Origin of the sequence: Streptomyces sp. NPDC052020, from assembly GCF_040680575.1 — a bacterium.
GTDB lineage: Bacteria > Actinomycetota > Actinomycetes > Streptomycetales > Streptomycetaceae > Streptomyces.
In genome coordinates, this window is the sequence record NZ_JBFAWY010000016.1 from 143,100 (window position 1) to 160,073 (window position 16,974).

Below are 16,974 nucleotides of genomic sequence, written 5' to 3' on the forward strand. Positions count from 1 at the left end.
CGCGGCGGTGACTGTCACCGTTCTCCGGAATGATCTCTACATCCGGTATGCGGCTTTAGGGTTGTGGCTCGCAAGAGCAACCCGCGTGGCATGAACGGGAGTTCACCGTGGTGTACGACGTCGCCGCCCTGGCGGTGGAGCTGACGGAGATGGCTGCGGCCGACCACCGGTCCGCGGTCCGGGCGAACAGCGAGGACCCCGCCGAGCAACTGGCATGGCGCCGGCTGACGGCTCGGCACGGTGACCGGCTCGGCGAGATCATGGCCGAGTACGGCTGGCCGACGGCGGAACTCGTCGGCGAGGAGGCCGCACGCGCGGCGTGGCTCATCGCCCAGCACGCCGACCGTCAGCTCGACATCCAGCGCCGAGCCCTCCACCTGATGCGGGAGGCGGTGTCGGCAGGCAGGGCCCGCCCCCGCGAGCTGGCCTTCCTGCGGGACCGGACGCTGGTCAAGCAGATCTACGGGACACAGATCGCCGGTGTGAAGGACGGGCTGCCCGTTCCGTGGCCCTGCGAAGAGCCCGAGCGCGTGGACGAACTGCGGGCGGAGGCCGGCATCGAGCCCTTCGACGAGTACGTCGCCCGGTTCCCGGTCGCCTGACCCTCCCCACCGCGCCCAGCGGCCTCCGCCGGACCGTGCCCGGGGGTGACACACGGACGTGATCCGGCGGACGACTCCTGCGGCGACACCCCCGGTATGACCGTGCCGCCGGAGCGGACGCTGCCGTGACGTGCCGCCGCGCAGGCAGGCGGCGCCCCGGCGAGGTCCGTCGGCGGCGAAGGGGCTGATCAGGAGAGCGGGAAGGCCCAGCCGCCCGGGTACCAGGGTTCGCGGTCGCCGCGGAAGGCCGCCGAGGCGCGGGAGAGGGCACCCGGCCGCAGTCCCTCCACACGTCCCGCGGCCGGCAACGTGGTCAGGGCGGTGCCGCCCAGGAAGGCCGCACCGAGTTCCGCCGCGCCCAGGCGCAGATCGGCCGGGGCGGCCGTGGGTTCGCAGATCACGGTGTCCCCCCAGGTGCGGGCGGGCCCGGTCGGCGTGGCACAGCCGGACGGTACCGTCCCCGAAGTCCGTGTCCGGGCGGAAGCGCAGGGCGCGCCGGCCGCAGCGGAGCCGGTCGCCGAGCGTCGCCGGGCCGTAGCCGTAACGTCCGTAGATCCCGGCCGTCCGGGTGGCGTACGACCGGCTGACGCCCGGTACCACGGTGTCACCGTGTACCTGGCAGGGCAGGCGGGTGCCGGGGCGGGGCGGGGGCGTGCGGGACACGGCGTCCGTTCCCTCTCCTGGTCGGGGGAACCATGGCGCGGTGACGGTCGTTCACGGGAGGGACCGCGGAAAAAGCGGGACGACGACCAAGTCCGGACGGACTGCGGCAGAAGCAGAGGTGGCACGAGTGGCGATGTGGGACCGGCTCAAGGACCAGGCCAAAAACCTTCAGCAGGCCCAGAGCGCCCGAGCGGGGAGCGGGCACGGTTCCGCCGGACCGGGACCGGGACTGGGCGGCGGACACGGCCGGGGCACGGCCTCCGGAGGCTCAAAAGCGCAGCTGATCGGAGTGCTGAAATCCCAACTGGCCTCCGCCCGCACCGAACTCAAGAGCGGTGCCTACCGGGACGCCAGCATGGCGATGTGCGCCCTGGTCGCCACGGCGGACGGGTCGGTGGAGCCGGCGGAGCGGCAGCGGGTGGAGGAGCTCATCGTCTCCAACGAGGTTCTGCAGAACTTCCCGGCCGACCAGCTCCGGCAGCGGTTCAACCAGCACGTCGACCGGATTCTGGCCGACTTCGCCACGGGAAGGGCCGAGGCGCTGCGGGAGATCGCCAAGGCGGGCAAGAAGCCCGTTGAGGCACGTGCGGTCGTCCAGACCGGCATCGTCGTCGCCGGAGCCGACGGGCACTTCGAGTCCTCCGAGCAGGCGGCCGTCCGCGACGCCTGCGCCGCCCTGGGCGTATCGCCCGCGGAGTTCGGCGTCTGAGCCGCCGCTTCCACGACCGCGCGGAGCCAGTACCGCTGCCGGCGCGCTATGAGCCACCGGAACACGGTGGCTCGCCCAGAAGAAGCCGTGGTCAGCCTGCGGCCCCGTCGCCGTCGACCACGAATGGGCTCCCGGCCTGACCCGCACCGCCCCCACGGTGATTAGCCGTGTCACGGGCGGGCCGGGGCGCGGGAGCCGTCCCCGACGACGTGCGCTCGGCCTGCTCTTGCCGCCATCGCAGACCCACCGGCAAGGAGCACCCGGGTGTCCCACCCCCGCAACGCTCTGAGCACCAGCACCTTCTCGTGCACGTACCGCGATCTGACCGTGCCCGTCGCCGCGACCGACGGCGCCGGGAGCGGCCACTGTTCCTCCTGCCCGCACTCCCGGCACCTGCGAGGTCCATGGTCACCACGGCCAGATCTCCGTCGAGAGCGGTCTGGACGGCTCCGGTCCGGACCTCGCGGAGGAGTTCAGTAAAGATCCGGTGGCCTTTGGTCGATAGATGTGGGTACGCCGGGCTCACCCGCACGCCGCCGTGCGGTGCTCACCGGTGCGGCCCTGCTGACCGCCAGCGGAACATCACTACTGGGAGCAGCCCCCGCCAGGGCCACCAGCCGCGTCCTTGCAGAACGACGGGTGGGCGAGCGGCTCATCGAGCTGACCGTCGATTCCCCGGCTCTGGGCGGTCCCAGCCGCGTGGCCCTGCTCACTCCCCGCGGCTGGGAGCGACGCCGACCCGGGGACCGCTGGCCCACCCTCTACCTGCTGGCGGGCGGCGACGGCGACCACACCACGTGGACGACGATGTTCCGTGTGCAGGAGTTGCCCGAGCTGCTCGATGTCCTGGTCGTCATACCCGGCATGCCGCTGTTCGGGTTCTGGACGGACTGGTGGAACCACGGAAAGCAAGGCCCGCCCAGGGTGCGCACCTACTTCCTGCGCGAGGTCATGCCCCTGGTGGAGCGAGACTATGGCGCCGGTACACGCAGGGCGGCGGCCGGCGAGTCCCAGGGTGGCTTCGGTGCCCTGGGACTCACCGCCCGGATCCCCGGTCTGTTCGGCGCGGTGGCCACGTTCGGGGCCCCGGTGCACCCCATCCGGCACCCCGAGATGTGGCTGTCCGGCGCGAAGTTCGTGGGAGTGGACGGCTACGCGATCTTCGGGGACCCGTGGGAGCAGTGGCAGGTATGGCTGGACTGGGACCCCTTCCGCCACGCCGTGGGCCTGCGCCACACGCCCGTCTACCTCGCCTCAGGCGACGGAACCCCGGGGCCTCTCGACGGCGAGGACCCCGAGCCGCACATCCCGGGCACCGAGAAATGGGTCGCGCTCGCGGACGACGACGTCGTCTCCATCACCGAAGCCGTCTGCGCGGAAGAGGCCCGGGTGCTGAGCGATCGACTCAAGTCCCTGAGAGCGCCGGTCACCACACACATCTACCCCGGGACCCACACCGGTACCTACGGGGACCGCGAACTGCGGCACGCCCTTCCGATGCTGCTCGCCGCCCTGCGCGGCCGCCGGCGTCGCTAGCCGAAGCGGCGGCGGTTGGCGAATGGCCGGGTGAGCGGCTTCGTTCGAGGAGTACTTCACCTCACGGGTAGTCTGCGTGACCATGATGCGCGCCTGGATGTTGCCGATGCTGCTTGTGTTCTGTGGCTCAGCCGTCGCCACTGCGCTGGTCCTCGGAGGCAGCCCCGGCGAGGCCGCCGTGTTCCTGCTGGTGTTCGGGCTGCTCGCAGGCGTGAACTCGTCTGTGGTCTTCCCGAGGTCGATCGGTGCGCTGGAGGCGAGACGCCGCAGCGCGATCGACGGACGGCCGGTCGTCTACTGGCGGCCGGGCTGCAAGTACTGCCTGCGACTGCGCGTCCGGCTGGGCCGCAGCACCCGCCAGTTGCACTGGGTCAACATCTGGCGTGACCCGGCTGGAGCGGCAGCGGTGAGGGCAGCCAACGAGGGCGATGAGACCGTGCCGACTGTCGTCGTGGCGGGCCGGCCGCACACCAACCCCGATCCTGCATGGGTGCGCGAACAACTCTCCCCTACCGTCTGACCAGGGCGGTGCGCCATCGGTTGGCGTGATCGAGCGTCGGTGGCCGCCATCTCCGGCTGCACCCCGGACATGGCGTCCAGCATCTCCCGGCTGCCTCGCCCGGCGGAGAGCGGCCCGACGTCCGCGGCTGCCCGCGCCGGGCCCGGTGAGCGACCCGGCCATCACAGCGCCCGCTGTCCGGGCGAGAAAGGTCGGCCGGTAGGCCGCTGCGAGGCAGGGCAGACACGTTGGAGACGACGACGTTCCCCGGCGCGGCGGCCGTGGGGGAGCGTCGTCGCGCCGTGCCGGTTTCCGGGGCCTGCTCCGTTCATCCCACCGATCCGCCCTGCCGCATCGAGCCGGAAGGTTCCAGGCGCTGCCACGGCGCACAGGTCGTCCTCGACTGCGCGCAGCCGTTCCTCGCCCAGGGCAGCGGCCCAATCCGCACGCAGTCGGTCGAAGATCGCGGCTGAGCGGGTCAGCAGCTCAAGCCCTCGCGTGGTCAGCCGCACAGGCCTGCGTCGGGCGTCGGCGGGGTCATCGGGACGTTCGGCGTAACCGAGGGCAACCAGAGGGTCGACGGTCTTGCCCGCCGCCTGTTGGAGATTCCCAGGCGGCGGGCGATGTCGCTGGCGGCGGCCCCGTCACGCCCGATCGCCTGCAAGGCGAAACCGTGCGCCGGACGCGCGTCCGGATGCCCCTGGCGGCTCGAAGCGATCCGGAGGTTCACGCTCGGCGTCCTGTCCGCCGCCGGTGCCGTGGACGATGACACGCTCAAGGCCCTGCTGGTACACGGATACACCGAGCGCAACGCACTGGAAGTCGTCCTGGGCGTCGGTACGTATACGATGTCGACCTTCGCCAACCGCCTCGTCAGGGCGGTGTGAGGGGCGAGCCTGTCCGGCTCGGCGAGCCGGCGTGTTGACGCGTCGGCGGGCGGCGAGGCGTGCGGGCGCCGACGCTTGACGTACCTCGGCTCCGGCGGACCGACCACCAGCCCCGAACCCGTCGGGTATCTGGCCCCGACGGGCCGTGCCGGTACGGCACGGCGTATCCGGCACCGGCGCGGCCCGGCGCATCCGCCGTCGGCGGGAACGCGGCGGTGGCAGGTTTCAGCGGCCGTGGGTCACCAGGCGCAGACCACCCGTCAGTTCGCGCAGGCATCGCACCACCAGCGGGGCGGGGGAGTCCTCACCGGTGGCCTCCGAATCCGTGGTCGCCCACGTCTCCAGAGCCACCCGGATCGCGTCGGTCGCCGCCGCGGCGACCAGCCGGACCTCCAGCGGATCGGCGTCCGGTCCCGCCAGGCGGGCCACCACCGGCCGCAGTCTCTCCTCGGACTCCTGGTTGACCCGGTACCACACCGCCCGCAGGGCCGGATCGTCCTGAGCCGCCCGCAGCAGTCCCCGCGTCCATCGCAGTCCCTCGTTCGCCGCGTCGTCCGGCGTGGACAGGGAGGCGACGGCCGCCGACTCCAGAGCCTGCGACAGGCCGGTGCCCGGACCGGCCTCGGCGAGCAGCGCGCGCCAGCGGTCCCCGCCGGACGACAGCAGCGGCCCTACCGCGTCCTGCTTGCCGCGGAAGTACCGGTAGAAGGTGCGCAACGCGACACCGGCCCGGCCCGCGATCTCCTCGGCGGTCGTGCCGTCTGGTCCCTTCTCGGCGAACAGCTCCGCCGCGGCCCGCGCGATGTCGAGCTGAGTCGCGGCCTTGCGGCGCTCTGTCAGGGAGGGCGAGGCGGTGGGGCGGGGCCCGCTGGGCTGACTCATGCGAGAAGCCTACGTGGCTAGGGAGAGGTGCGGCACACGATGCCTCAATGGCAAAACGTGCCATCTAGGCGTACCGTGAAGGCTGAGCGACCCACCGGTCGCCGCGCCCGCTGCCACGGCCGGGCCGATCACGCACCACCAGGGAGACGAAATGAACCGCTACGAAGGCCGCCGCGCGCTGATCACCGGCGGCGGCTCGGGTATCGGCCAGGCCACCGTGCTGCGCATGCTGGCGGAGGGCGCGCGCGTCGTCGCCGCCGACGTCAGCGAGGCGGGGCTGAAGGACACCGCCGCCCGGGCGGGTGCCGACGCCGAGCGCCTGAGCACGGTGGTCGTGGACATCGCCGACGAGACCTCGGTCCGCCGGGCCGTCGCCTCCGCCCTCGAAACCCTCGGCGGTCTGGACGTCCTGGTCAACGCGGCCGGCATCCTGCGGTCCTCGCACACCCACGAGACGTCGCTCGCCGACTTCACCCGGGTGATCTCGGTCAACCTGACCGGTACGTTCCTGATGATCCGCGAGGCGATACCGGCGCTCCTGCGCGGCACCGCCCCCGCCGTCGTCAACTTCAGCTCGACCTCGGCGATGTTCGCCCACCCGTACATGGCGGCGTACGCGGCGAGCAAGGGCGGCATCCAGTCCATGACGCACGCGCTGGCAGCCGAGTACAGCAAGCAGGGCATCCGCTTCACCGCCGTGCAGCCCGGGTCGATCTCCTCCGGGATGACGGACGGCTCCGGGGAGAGCAGGCAGAGCCAGGGCCCCGGTCTGCCCGAGGACACCGACTGGAGCCTGTTCGCCAAGCTGTCTCCCGCGCTCGGGGACGGTTTCGCCGGTCCGGAGGCCGTGGCCGGGGTGGTGGCGATGCTGGCCTCGCGGGACGGAGAGTTCATCACCGGCACCGAGATCCGCGTCGACGGCGGAACGCACTTCTGATCCTCGAGCACCACGCCGCGGGTGCCGGCACCGGGCATCGGCACCGGGGGCGCCTCCCCAGGCCCACCCCGGCGCCCCCGGGTCCCTGAGCGGGCCGGCGTCTCCGCGCCGTTCGAAGACAGGCCCGCCTGCCGTACCGGATCGATCACGAGCCGTAGGCCCGTGCCTCCGCGGAGGCACGGGCCTACGGCGAGGCGGGTGGGGCAGGTCAGCGCCGTCGCTCGCGGTACAGGTCGCGGGAGGCGATATGCCGCCGCAGTGCGGCAGTTCACGCACTCGGGGCGGCCTCGCCTCCCGTTGTTCCCGGCAGGAGGTCACAGCAGCGCCACGCCCAGCGGGCGGTCGCCCACGGACAGCCGCGCCACCTCACCGGTGTCCAGATCGACGACGCTGAGGCCGTTCCAGTAACCGTCGCGGGTGAAGCCGCCCGAGACATAGGCGGTCCGCCCGTCGGACGACAGGACGACGGACTCGTGGGGCCCCTGGAGCGGGATGAGCCGTTCCCGCCCGTCGGGGGAGCGGACGGTGAGGGACGGACCGTCGTCCTCGGACGGGTCGATCGGCCCCGTGCCGACCACGTACAGCGTGCCGTCCCGGCCCATCGCCACCCCGTGCTGGTGGGTGCCGGCGGTCATGCGCTCGACGCGGACCCGGCCGGTACCGGGGTCGACCACCGCCAGACGCTCGCCCTCGAACGGGACCAGGAGCGCGCCGTCGGAGGGACGTACGGCGGCGTAGTGCGGCTTGAGCCAGGAACCGAGGCCGCCCTCGGTGCCGTAGGGGGCCACCTCGACGCGACGGGCCGTCCAGTCGGCGGTGTCGACGACCGTGACGTCGAAGGAGTCGTGACCGGTGACGTAGACGTGGCGTCCGTCGCCGGAGACGTCGACGTCGAAGGGGCGGCGCCCGACGGGCACCGTCCCGGTCACCTTCCGTTCCCCGGCGTCGATGACCTCCAGTCTGCCCCGGTCCCCGGGGACGTTCACCCCGACATACACCCGGTCGCCGTCCGGGGACAGCGCGATGCCCATGCCACCGCCCCGGTACTCGCCGGTCGTCACCGGGCCCGTGTCCGTCGCGTACGGGATCAGCGCGGTGCGCTCGCGGGCGCGGGTGTCGACGACGGCGACGCCCTCGGCCGTCGCCACCCAAGCCGTGCCGCCGTCGCCCACCGCGATCCCGTACGGCGCGGTACCGACCTCGACCGAGCCGAGGCCGGCCGCGTCACCGCGCCGGGAGGGGTCGACGAAGGTGACCGTGTCGGCGCCGAAGTCCGTGACCACCAAGGTCCCTCCGGGGGCGAGGCGCACACCCGCGGACCGTCCCGCGGTGTCCGTGGCCCGCGGGGACGGCGCGGCCGGCGCAGTGGACCAGGCGGACGGGGGCGCGGCCGGGGCGGCGTCGCCGGGCGCGCATCCGGCCAGGGCGGGCACGGCGGCCAGCGCTGCCAGGACTCCCGCCGTGAAGCGTCTGTTGCTCGTCATCGTCCGGCCTTCCCGCGCGCTGCCCGCGCGCTCCTCCTTCGTGTGTGACCGGGCCTCCGCGACCTCCGGTGCCTGGACCGCCGCCCGGGCGAGAGCGGCGGTGACACGTGTGCTCGTCGTGGTGGTGTCAGCGGCCGTCGGCGAGCGCCGCGACCCCGGCCCGGGCGAACTTCTCGTCCAGGTCGCCGGACGGGGCACCGGCGACGCCGATGCCCGCGATCGGCGCGTTGCCGTACACCACCGGGGCACCGCCCGCGAGGAACAGCGTGTTCGGGATGTCCTTGAGATTCGGGGCGTTCTTCAGCCGCCCGGCCAGCTCCGACGTGAGCGCGTTCCAGGAGACGGAGGTGTACGCCTTCCTGATGGCGGACTCGTAGGACTGCGGGCCGGCACCGTCACCGCGCAGGGTCACGACCGTGTTGCCGTTGCGGTCCACGACCGCGACCGTCACCCGCTGCCCCTCCTTCTCGGCGGCGTCCAGCGCGGCCCGGGCGGCGTCGGTGGCGGCGTCCACGGTGAGGTGGTTACTGATGGCCGTGGTCTTGGCCTTGAGCGCGACCGGGGACACGGCCGGGGCGGCCTGGGTGTCGGCGGAGGCGGAGACCGCGCCGAAGACGCCGGCGCCGACCGCCGCGACCGCCGCGACCGCCGCGACGGCCGCGGCGGAGGTGACGGCCTTGGCTCGGGTGGAGAACTTCTTGGCCTTGTGCTGCATGGGCGGGCAACTCCCTGTTGTCTCGCGTCTGTTGCCTCGGTCGGGACTGCCGCGTCTGTCGCGGATCTCGCGTCGGAGGCGCAGCGCTCGGTGCGCTGTGCCTCCAGCCTCCGCCCCCGCACCCCGCGGCCACGTCGGCGAACCGGCTCGTTCCGAAGCGCGGAACGGCTGACGGGTCCGTCATCCGATCGGATGACCCCGAACACTGCCCGCCTGGTGCGGGCCACCCCGCCCGCAGCACCGCACCAAGATGGCATACCGATACCGGGGATACCGGGCATCAGCAGGGGAATGCCCGGCCACTGCCTGTCAGTCCCGTCCCCTGGCCTGTCAGTCCCGTCCCCTGGCCGGTCCGGCACCGGCACCGCCCCGGCGGGTGACCCGGTGACCCAGGGCGGCTCCCTGCTCGGCTCCCTGCTCGCCCCGGTCCGCGGGCCCGGTGACCGAGGACGCCGCCGTCGTGAACCGCTCCGGGAAGGGTCACAGCGCGGAGCCGCGAAGGAGGACACTCCCGCGAGGCACACCACCGTGTCATGCCGGTGCACGGAGGTCTCCCGTCCCGGCCCGCCACGGCCGGAGTATCCGGGGGCGGACCGCTCGCCGCCCGGGCCCGCCGGACCGGCGGCCGCCGCGGGCGTCCGCCGGCCGTCGGCCGGTGCCAAGAGGCGTTCGCTAAGGTCACTGTGCCGGGGACTCCAGCAGCGCGACGGTGCCGCGCCCCCGAACGTGCTGCGGGTCTGGACGAGAGAAGGACGACGATGACTGCGTCTGGGGACTTCATCCCCGAGTCGGAGCGGGTGACGCGCCGGTTGCGCGACGAGATTCTCGACGGAGTGCGCCGACCGGGCAGCCGGCTGGTCGAGCGAGAGCTTGCCGAGCACCTGGGGGTGAGCCGGCTTCCCGTCCGGGACGCCCTGAAGACGCTGGTGGCCGAAGGGCTGGTGACTCCCCGGCCCCGCACTTGGGCGGTGGTGCGGGAGTTCACCCCCACCGACGTCGCGGATCTCGACGAAGTCCGGTCGGCCCTGGAGAGTCTGTCCTTCCGTCTCGCCGCGCAGCGGCACACACGCGCCGGTCTGGAGAAGCTGCGTGCCGACCTCGACGCGGAGCTGGCAGCGGCCCGCGCCGGAGACGCGGTGGGGGCCCGCCGCGCGGCAGCCGACTTCCACCAGACGGTCACGTCTCTGGCGGCCAACGAGCTCCTGAGCGAGCTCGAACGGGTTCTGCGCAGCCGGATGCGGTGGCTCCTGAGCCAGCATGACGATCTGCTGGGCATCGCGCTGGAACACGAAGCCCTGTACCAGGCCATCGCGGAACGCGACGTGGACGGTGTCGAAGCGCTGGTACGGAAGCACCTGGCGACCAGCCGCAGGGCGGTGATGAGGCACCGGCAGCAAGACCGGGCGTAGCACCGCGGGAGGCGCCCCCTCCACTACCTGGCGGCCCCCCGGCCGCGGCGTGCGCCTGGAGTGACCCATCGCGCACAGCGGCCGGGTGCCCCCGGGTGTTCCGACGCGCCTGCGGGGACTCTTCACCTCGCCACCCGTTTGGTATACCATCCCGGCCAAGGAGGCGGGCGAACCCGCGCCGCGGCGCTGGCCGGTCTGTCGATCTCCGTGTCCGGAGCGCGGTGACGGTAATGCGATAGATCCCCCGGAGTCCGGAGCCCGGAGCCCGGAGCCCGGAAAACCGGAAAACAGAAAATCGGGGCGCCTTTCGTGTCGGAATCGGGGAATCGGTATCCCTGCGGTCAGGGAATGATTCCTGCTTTCCGGAGGCCCGGCGGAGACCGGCTGACCACATCCCCGGGTTTCCCAGCCGCCCGATGCGTACGTTCTCGCGCCTTGTTCAGAAGGGCGCGCCCCGTGTAACGGGTAATGCGCCCCCTACCCGTCCAGCGCTTGGTTGGTCACCGTCCGGCCGACGGCGCGCGCCGCTCTGCGTGATCACCCGGCACCGAGGGTGCCGTCATGAACCTTCCGCAGCTCAGAAGCGCTTTAGGCGGCTTCACCAACTCTTCTCGACGGGCCCCTTGACGGTGTTGTCGGCGAAAACTACGTTCTCTTCAGCGGAAGTTAACTTCCATTCAGTGGAAATCTCTGAAGTTCCCGCCTCCCCCTCCCGGAGCCCCTATGACTGCCGTGGATGACCGGTCGTCCGTAGAAACCAGCACCTCCGCCAGTTCTGGTCTGTACACGTACGATCTCGCCCCGACGAAGAAAGAGGGGCGCCGCTGGGGCGCCTACAACGTCTTCACGCTGTGGGCCAACGACGTGCACAGCCTCGGAAACTACGCGTTCGCCATCGGCCTCTTCGCACTGGGGCTGAACGTATGGGGCATCCTGGCGGCCTTCGCGCTCGCGTCGGTCCTGCTGTTCCTCCTGCTGACCCTGTCCGGCTTCATGGGATACAAAACAGGAGTCCCCTTTCCCGTAATGAGCCGAATCGCGTTCGGCGTCAACGGGGCGAAGGTGCCGGCGGGTGTCCGGGGCATCGTGGCCATCGCCTGGTTCGGTATCCAGACCTACCTGGCCGCCTCCGTGCTGAGCACCCTCCTCGTGGCGATGTTCCCGGAACTGAGCCGTCTGGACGCCAACTCCCTGCTCGGCCAGTCGACGCTCGGCTGGATCACCTTCATGACGCTGTGGGGCCTGCAAGTCCTCATCGTCAGCTACGGCATGCAGATGATCCGGCGGTACATGGCCTTCGCCGCACCCACCACCCTGATCACCATGTGCGCCCTCGCCGCCTGGATGTTCTACCGCGCGGACGGCTCGATCTCCCTGTCCGTCGACGACCCGTTCACCGGCGGCGAGATGTGGCTCCAGATCCTGCAAGCCGCCGCGCTGTGGGTCGTGATCTACGGGACGTTCGTCCTGAACTTCTGCGACTTCACCCGCTCCGCCCGGAGCCGCGCCTCCATCGTCCGCGGCAACGTGATCGGCATCCCGGTGAACATGCTCTTCTTCGCCGTCATCGTGGCGGTCCTCAGCGGGGCCCAGTTCAAGCTCGATGGCCAGGTCATCACCAGCCCCACGGACATCGTCCGGACCATCCCCCACATGGCTCTGCTGGCCACGGCCTCCCTGGCGCTCATCGCGCTGACGGTGGCCGTGAACCTGCTGGCCAACTTCGTGGCACCGATCTACGCCCTGGTCGACCTCTTCCCGCGCCGGCTCGACTTCCGCCGCGCCGGCCTGGTGAGCGCGGTCCTCGGCCTCGTCATCACGCCCTGGAACCTGTACAACAGCCCCGTCGTGGTCAACTACTTCCTCGGCGGGCTCGGCGCCCTGCTCGGGCCCCTCTTCGGCGTGATCATGGCGGACTACTGGCTGCTGCGGAAGTCCCGTGTGAACGTCCTCGACCTCTACACCGACCACGCGCAGGGGGAGTACCACTACCGGCGCGGCTACAACCCGCGAGCCGTCGCCGCCTTCGTGCCCAGCGCGGCGCTCGCCGTCGTCGTCGCTCTCGTGCCCGTCTTCCACGCCGCGGCCGGCTTCTCCTGGTTCATCGGCGCCCTCCTGGCCGCCGCGTTGTACACGGTCATCGCCGACCGCACCGCCCCCATGCGGGACGTGGACGGCGAGGCCATCGCCGTCGCCGCGGAATGACCCAGTCCAGCAGAAAGCAGACCGATGCGTATCCTCGTCGTCAACGTCAACACCACGCCGTCCATGACTCATTCGATCGGCGAACAGGCGGCCGACGCCGCGTCACCGGGAACCGAGATCGTTCCCCTGACCCCGCCCTTCGGCGCGGAGTCCGTCGAGGGAAACTACGAGAGCTACCTCGCCGCCGTCGCCGTGATGGAGGCCGTCCGCACCCACCCGGGGCCATTCGACGCCGTCATCCAGGCGGGGTACGGCGAACACGGCAGGGAAGGGCTGCAGGAACTGCTCGACGTTCCGGTCGTCGACATCACCGAGGCGGCCGCGAGCACCGCCCAGTTCCTCGGCCGCGCCTACTCCGTCGTCACCACCCTCGACCGCACGGTCCCGTTGATCGAGGAACGCCTTCACGTGGCCGGTCTGAGTGCCCGCTGCGCCTCCGTCCGCGCCAGCGGACTGCCCGTCCTGGAACTGGAACGGGACGAGAAGGCCGCCGTGGACGCCATCGCCGAACAGGCCGCGCGGGCGGTGCGGGAGGACCGGGCCGAGGTCATCTGCCTGGGCTGCGGCGGCATGTCGGGCCTTGCCGAACGCGTGGTCGAGCGGACCGGGGTCCCCGTCGTCGACGGGGTGACCGCCGCCGTGACGATCGCCGAGTCCCTCGTCCGCCTCGGCCTGTCCACGTCCAAGGTGCGCACCTACGCGTCGCCGAGGCCCAAGCGGATCCTCAACTGGCCTCCGCACGCCGGCTGACGGCGCACGCCGAGGCTTTCCGGTCGCAGACGCACAGGTGACGGGACGGTTCGGTGGTCCGGACACCGCCGACCGTACGCCGACGAGGCGCCGGCCCCGCCGGCCGGCGCTCCGGTGAGGGGACGCGTCCGAGGCGAGCGTGCGACCGGCGAGGCGCGCCCGCTTCGACGAAGGCTCCCGCGTGCCCTCCGCTCGCTTCTCAGCCGACGATCGGAGAGACGGCGACGCAGCCGGCGGCCGAGACCGCACCCGTGCCGGACTTCTCGACGAGGGTCTTGTCCTTGTACACGATCTTGCAGGAGACCTTTCCGGCGGCGTCACCGAGGTCCACCGCCAGCGGCATGACGCTAGGCGCCTCGATGCCGCGCAGCGTCACCGTCTTCTTCCACGGCAGCGTGGGGTTCTTCACCGACTCCAGCTTGGGGTTGCTCGCATCGCCACCACCCGCGTTGTACTCGATGGAGTCCACCTTCTCGCCGGTCACCTCGTACGTGACCTGGTACTCCTCGCTGATCTGCTTGTCGACTTCCTTGTCCACCTCTTCCTGGACCTGCTTGGCGGCCTCGTCGGCGACGTCGGAACAGGCGCCGAGTCCGAGAGCGAGGCCGCCCGCGACGAGCGCGGAAGCGACGGAGCGGCTGATGCGGTTCATGTGGTTGACCCCCCAGGTCATGCGGACCGTGCATGCGCAGAAAACAGTAAACGAGGGGTCGAGTCAAATTGTGATCAAGAAACGGTCGTCCGACTCGGCGCCGCAACCTTGACCTTGGGCCCGGGGTGGTCTCGGTCAGCGGGCCGTGGTCGCGGGGGCGAGGCGATGAAATCGAGGTCGCCGCCCAAGAGTTGTACCCGCGTGGCCCGGCAGCGGAAGCGATCCCGCCGCCCTGATCGTTCCTGCCGAACGCGGAGCCGTACGGGTGTGTCACCGCAGTGCCGCTGCCACCAGCCCGTGGATCTCCTGCTCCGAGACCCTTCCACCGGCGACCAGACGGTCGAAGACGAGGCCGTCCACACAGGTCAGCAAGGTGACCGTCCGCTCCTCGGCGTCCACGACGCCGTGCGCGGCCAGGAAGTCGCGCACGGCTTGCCGTGCGGCGTTCTCCCGAGGCACGAGGATCTCGCGCAGTTCCGGGTGGTGCACGCTCTCGATGGCGCAGGCGTAGCGCGCGAGGGAGCGTCGCCGCCCCTCCCCGGTGAGCCGCTGGCCGACGAAGGCGGCGATCCAGGCCACCAGTTCCCCGGTGGTCCGCGGCACGGGTGTCCGCTCCCCGGCGGCCTGGAGTTCTTCCTGGTCGCGTGCGACCAGACGCCGAACCAGGGCGGTGAGCAGTGCCTGTCGGGTGCGGTAGTAGGCGGAGGTGGTGCCGGGCGGCAGATTCGCCGCCCGGTCCACCGCGCGATGGGTGAGTCCTCGCATCCCGGTCTCGGAGAGGACGTCGATGGCTGCGTCGGCGAGGAGGGTGCGTCGGTCGGCGGGCATCCCCCCTTTCTACACCTGTAGAGGCCCGGAGTACTCTCCTTCTACATCTGTAGAAGCCTCGGTGGAGCGACAGAGGGGGACCGGTATGAGCAACAGCGCTGTAGTGGTGGGCGGAGGCATCGGAGGGCTGGCCGCCGCGATCGGCCTGTGCCGGATCGGCTGGGAGGTGACGGTCGTCGAGCGTTCCCCGGTCCTCGCCGATGCGGGCGCGGGAATCTCCCTGCACGCCAACGGCATCCGCGCCCTGGACGTCCTCGGCGTCGGAGCGGAGGTGCGCGCAGCCGCGCGTCCCCAGTACACCGGGGGCACCCGCGTCCCCGACGGCGGCTGGCTGGCCCGGATGGACGGGGCCGCGCTGGAGCGGGAGCTGGGCACGCCGATCGTCGGCATCCCCCGGGCCGTGCTGCACCGGCTCCTGCGTGCGGCGCTGCCGCCCGGGTGCCTGGTCACCGGGGCCGAGGTGACCACCGCCGAACTCCGCACCGATCCCGGCCGGGTGCGGGTGTCCCTCGAGGACGGCGCTCTGGAAGCGGATCTGGTCGTGGCTGCCGACGGTGTGGGCAGCCGCCTGCGCGCCCAGCTGTTCCCCCGTCATCCCGGCCCTGTCTACAGCGGGTCGACGGTGCTGCGCGCCATCACCGAGCACCCGGTCGAGTTGGCCACCGATTTCGAGTTGACCTGGGGCAAGGGAGCGGAGTTCGGGCACATCGCGTTCACCGACGGCCGGGCGGAGTGGCACGCCGTGCTCAACGCGCCGCCCGGAGTGCGGCATGAGAACGCCCTCGCCGTGCTGCGCCGCCGCTTCGCGGCCTGGCATGACCCGATTCCCGCGCTGCTGGACGCGACCCGGCCCGACAGCGTTCTGCACCACGACATCCACGAACTGGTGACACCCTTGCCCGCCTTCGCCGCGGGCCGGATCGCCCTGCTCGGCGACGCGGCACACGCCATGACCCCGCACCTCGGCCAGGGAGCCTGCCAGGCCCTGGAGGACGCGGTCACCCTCGCCAGCGCACTCGCCACCGAACGCACCGTCGGGGCGGCACTGGCCCGTTACGACACGGAGCGCCGCCCACGCAGCCAGTACGTCGCCCGCGCCGCCCGCCAGGCCGGCCGCATGGGCCAGCAGCTCAGTCACCCCGTGGCCGTGGCGGTGCGCAACACCGCCCTGCGGTTGGCTCCCTCCCACGCGACCGTCCGCACCATCCTGCGGCATGCCGACTGGGCCCCGCCGAGCCTCATCTGACCGTCCCCGGCCGGCTCGTGGCTCCGCACCGGTTCCCGGTGGGGGAGGGCGCCGGGTCGGCACCGGGCCCTGCGCCGGGCACCGACGACGACCGGGGCCCGGTCGCCCGCCAAGGGCCCCGCACCGGACCTCAGGCCGGGCCGGCCTCCGGACGACGTGCGAGGAAGACGCGATCCTTCCCCGGCCGTTCGGGAGCGTCGCGGGCGTCCTCCGCCACATACCCGTGGGCGGCCAGATTCGCCTCGGCCGCCCGCCGCTCACGGAAACGCAACATCGAATCCGAGGTCAGAACCTGCCTGTGCGCAGCGGACACAGAGGCCGATTCCCCCGCTGAGCCCGCCAGGCACGGCCGCGGCCCCGGCCGGCTCCACCGCCGGTCGTCGACGTGCTCGTGACGACGTACGGACACGACGGTGTCCCGGCCGGGGCCTGCGGGCAGGTCCTGTCACGGGTGCTTGGCTTCGCGGGCCCGTCCGCCATGGGGCCGCAGGACCGCCTTGCTCCCGCGGGCAGGGTCCCGCTCGGTCGTCAGCAGGTACGCCCGGCGTAGAACGCACCGTCGATCTTGCTGGCGGAACCGAGCCAGGTACGACCCGGCCCCACGCACCGCTCGTAGTTGGGGCCCCCGACCTCCACCTTGATGACCACGCGGGAGCCGTCGCTCGTGCAGTGGTTGTAGAAGGCGTCGGATCCGGTCTCGTAGAACCCGCAGGGGTCGGCCGCGGCACCGGAAGCGGTGGCGACCGGCAGGCAGAGGCCCAGAACGACGGCGCTGATGGCGGCTGCGAGGGAACGGCGAAGCGACATGAACGCTCCTTCTCGAGGATCGAGCGCCGGGCGGTCCCGGCGGTGCAGTGCACAGCCTCTCGGACCCCGCGGGGGAGGGCCGTCGATCTCACTCGGACGGGAAGCCGAAACCGCCTCATCGAGTGACGGCCCGCTGACCAGCGACGACAGGGCCCCGCGCGTC

15 protein-coding genes and 4 pseudogenes are annotated in these 16,974 nt (G+C 71.9%); 10 read left to right on the top strand and 9 right to left on the bottom strand.

The window, feature by feature from the left end:
* Positions 1 to 107: 107 nt before the first annotated feature.
* The gene (locus AB0L74_RS19030; RefSeq protein ID WP_365653073.1) at positions 108 to 602 is read left to right on the top strand and encodes a DUF6624 domain-containing protein; all 495 of its coding nucleotides are present in this window, start codon (positions 108 to 110) and stop codon (positions 600 to 602) included.
* 188 nt (positions 603 to 790) lie between these two features.
* Here the strand turns inward: AB0L74_RS19030 and AB0L74_RS19035 are convergent.
* Positions 791 to 997: pseudogene (locus AB0L74_RS19035) on the bottom strand (sterol carrier protein domain-containing protein); the annotation flags it as partial.
* A 395-nt stretch (positions 998 to 1,392) separates the two neighbouring features.
* Between AB0L74_RS19035 and AB0L74_RS19040 the strand changes: the two are divergent.
* From AB0L74_RS19040 to AB0L74_RS19050, 3 genes are all read left to right on the top strand, one after another.
* Positions 1,393 to 1,974, top strand: coding sequence for a TerB family tellurite resistance protein (locus AB0L74_RS19040; protein ID WP_365653190.1), 582 nt, complete (start codon positions 1,393 to 1,395; stop codon positions 1,972 to 1,974).
* A 639-nt stretch (positions 1,975 to 2,613) separates the two neighbouring features.
* The gene (locus AB0L74_RS19045; protein ID WP_365653076.1) at positions 2,614 to 3,510 is read left to right on the top strand and encodes an alpha/beta hydrolase-fold protein; all 897 of its coding nucleotides are present in this window, start codon (positions 2,614 to 2,616) and stop codon (positions 3,508 to 3,510) included.
* A gap of 82 nt (positions 3,511 to 3,592) precedes the next feature.
* Positions 3,593 to 4,030 carry a glutaredoxin domain-containing protein gene (locus AB0L74_RS19050; protein ID WP_365653193.1) on the top strand — a complete coding sequence of 146 codons (438 nt, stop codon included), beginning with the start codon at positions 3,593 to 3,595 and terminating at the stop codon, positions 4,028 to 4,030.
* A gap of 311 nt (positions 4,031 to 4,341) precedes the next feature.
* Here the strand turns inward: AB0L74_RS19050 and AB0L74_RS19055 are convergent.
* A pseudogene (locus AB0L74_RS19055) lies at positions 4,342 to 4,718 on the bottom strand (MarR family winged helix-turn-helix transcriptional regulator); the annotation flags it as partial.
* Here AB0L74_RS19055 and AB0L74_RS19060 point away from each other — a divergent pair.
* Positions 4,714 to 4,896, top strand: a pseudogene (locus tag AB0L74_RS19060) (carboxymuconolactone decarboxylase family protein); the annotation flags it as partial. The pseudogenes AB0L74_RS19055 and AB0L74_RS19060 overlap by 5 nt on opposite strands.
* A gap of 225 nt (positions 4,897 to 5,121) precedes the next feature.
* On the opposite strand, the gene AB0L74_RS19065 reads toward AB0L74_RS19060, so the two are convergent.
* Positions 5,122 to 5,778: a TetR family transcriptional regulator gene (locus tag AB0L74_RS19065; protein ID WP_365653080.1), complete on the bottom strand. Its 657-nt coding sequence runs from the start codon at positions 5,776 to 5,778 to the stop codon at positions 5,122 to 5,124.
* 151 nt (positions 5,779 to 5,929) lie between these two features.
* Between AB0L74_RS19065 and AB0L74_RS19070 the strand changes: the two genes are divergently transcribed.
* Positions 5,930 to 6,715, top strand: coding sequence for an SDR family NAD(P)-dependent oxidoreductase (locus tag AB0L74_RS19070; RefSeq protein ID WP_365653083.1), 786 nt, complete (start codon positions 5,930 to 5,932; stop codon positions 6,713 to 6,715).
* Positions 6,716 to 7,029: 314 nt separating this feature from the next.
* Here the strand turns inward: AB0L74_RS19070 and AB0L74_RS19075 are convergent, their stop codons facing one another.
* Positions 7,030 to 8,199 carry a YncE family protein gene (locus tag AB0L74_RS19075; RefSeq protein WP_365653086.1) on the bottom strand — a complete coding sequence of 390 codons (1,170 nt, stop codon included), beginning with the start codon at positions 8,197 to 8,199 and terminating at the stop codon, positions 7,030 to 7,032.
* A 127-nt stretch (positions 8,200 to 8,326) separates the two neighbouring features.
* Entirely contained in the window at positions 8,327 to 8,914 is a 588-nt protein-coding gene (locus AB0L74_RS19080; protein ID WP_365653089.1) for a heme-binding protein, read from the bottom strand.
* Between the two features lie 758 nt (positions 8,915 to 9,672).
* On the opposite strand from AB0L74_RS19080, the gene AB0L74_RS19085 reads away from it, so the two are divergent.
* The 3 genes from AB0L74_RS19085 (at position 9,673) to AB0L74_RS19095 (ending at position 13,278) form a co-directional block, all read left to right on the top strand.
* The gene (locus AB0L74_RS19085) at positions 9,673 to 10,323 is read left to right on the top strand and encodes a GntR family transcriptional regulator (RefSeq protein ID WP_365653092.1); all 651 of its coding nucleotides are present in this window, start codon (positions 9,673 to 9,675) and stop codon (positions 10,321 to 10,323) included.
* 723 nt (positions 10,324 to 11,046) lie between these two features.
* The gene (locus tag AB0L74_RS19090; RefSeq protein WP_365653096.1) at positions 11,047 to 12,528 is read left to right on the top strand and encodes an NCS1 family nucleobase:cation symporter-1; all 1,482 of its coding nucleotides are present in this window, start codon (positions 11,047 to 11,049) and stop codon (positions 12,526 to 12,528) included.
* A 24-nt stretch (positions 12,529 to 12,552) separates the two neighbouring features.
* Positions 12,553 to 13,278, top strand: a complete 726-nt coding sequence (locus AB0L74_RS19095; RefSeq protein ID WP_365653100.1) for an aspartate/glutamate racemase family protein — start codon at positions 12,553 to 12,555, stop codon at positions 13,276 to 13,278.
* Between the two features lie 199 nt (positions 13,279 to 13,477).
* On the opposite strand, the gene AB0L74_RS19100 is transcribed toward AB0L74_RS19095, so the two are convergent.
* Together AB0L74_RS19100 and AB0L74_RS19105 are read right to left on the bottom strand one after the other, a co-directional pair.
* Positions 13,478 to 13,930: an MmpS family transport accessory protein gene (locus AB0L74_RS19100; RefSeq protein WP_365653196.1), complete on the bottom strand. Its 453-nt coding sequence runs from the start codon at positions 13,928 to 13,930 to the stop codon at positions 13,478 to 13,480.
* A gap of 270 nt (positions 13,931 to 14,200) precedes the next feature.
* A complete protein-coding gene (locus AB0L74_RS19105) occupies positions 14,201 to 14,758 on the bottom strand; it encodes a TetR family transcriptional regulator C-terminal domain-containing protein (RefSeq protein WP_365653103.1) in 558 nt (185 codons plus the stop codon).
* Between the two features lie 85 nt (positions 14,759 to 14,843).
* On the opposite strand from AB0L74_RS19105, the gene AB0L74_RS19110 reads away from it, so the two are divergent.
* Positions 14,844 to 16,004 (top strand): FAD-dependent monooxygenase, encoded by a 1,161-nt coding sequence (locus AB0L74_RS19110; protein ID WP_365653107.1) that lies wholly within the window; start codon positions 14,844 to 14,846, stop codon positions 16,002 to 16,004.
* 130 nt (positions 16,005 to 16,134) lie between these two features.
* Here the strand turns inward: AB0L74_RS19110 and AB0L74_RS19115 are convergent.
* Together AB0L74_RS19115 and AB0L74_RS19120 are read right to left on the bottom strand one after the other, a co-directional pair.
* Positions 16,135 to 16,317, bottom strand: a pseudogene (locus AB0L74_RS19115) (SAM-dependent methyltransferase); the annotation flags it as partial.
* A gap of 215 nt (positions 16,318 to 16,532) precedes the next feature.
* Positions 16,533 to 16,811 (bottom strand): DUF6355 family natural product biosynthesis protein, encoded by a 279-nt coding sequence (locus AB0L74_RS19120; protein WP_365653110.1) that lies wholly within the window; start codon positions 16,809 to 16,811, stop codon positions 16,533 to 16,535.
* Between the last annotated feature and the right edge of the window lie 163 nt (positions 16,812 to 16,974).

Bases quoted from the DNA above. Each gene is read 5' to 3' on its own strand.
- AB0L74_RS19065 (WP_365653080.1), bottom strand. From the start codon at position 5,778: ATGAGTCAGCCCAGCGGGCCCCGCCCCACCGCCTCGCCCTCCCTGACA.
- AB0L74_RS19110 (WP_365653107.1), top strand. From the start codon at position 14,844: ATGAGCAACAGCGCTGTAGTGGTGGGCGGAGGCATCGGAGGGCTGGCC.
- AB0L74_RS19095 (WP_365653100.1), top strand. From the start codon at position 12,553: ATGCGTATCCTCGTCGTCAACGTCAACACCACGCCGTCCATGACTCAT.
- AB0L74_RS19100 (WP_365653196.1), bottom strand. From the start codon at position 13,930: ATGAACCGCATCAGCCGCTCCGTCGCTTCCGCGCTCGTCGCGGGCGGC.
- AB0L74_RS19120 (WP_365653110.1), bottom strand. From the start codon at position 16,811: ATGTCGCTTCGCCGTTCCCTCGCAGCCGCCATCAGCGCCGTCGTTCTG.
- AB0L74_RS19050 (WP_365653193.1), top strand. From the start codon at position 3,593: ATGATGCGCGCCTGGATGTTGCCGATGCTGCTTGTGTTCTGTGGCTCA.
- AB0L74_RS19090 (WP_365653096.1), top strand. From the start codon at position 11,047: ATGACTGCCGTGGATGACCGGTCGTCCGTAGAAACCAGCACCTCCGCC.
- AB0L74_RS19070 (WP_365653083.1), top strand. From the start codon at position 5,930: ATGAACCGCTACGAAGGCCGCCGCGCGCTGATCACCGGCGGCGGCTCG.
- AB0L74_RS19085 (WP_365653092.1), top strand. From the start codon at position 9,673: ATGACTGCGTCTGGGGACTTCATCCCCGAGTCGGAGCGGGTGACGCGC.
- AB0L74_RS19075 (WP_365653086.1), bottom strand. From the start codon at position 8,199: ATGACGAGCAACAGACGCTTCACGGCGGGAGTCCTGGCAGCGCTGGCC.
- AB0L74_RS19080 (WP_365653089.1), bottom strand. From the start codon at position 8,914: ATGCAGCACAAGGCCAAGAAGTTCTCCACCCGAGCCAAGGCCGTCACC.
- AB0L74_RS19105 (WP_365653103.1), bottom strand. From the start codon at position 14,758: ATGCCCGCCGACCGACGCACCCTCCTCGCCGACGCAGCCATCGACGTC.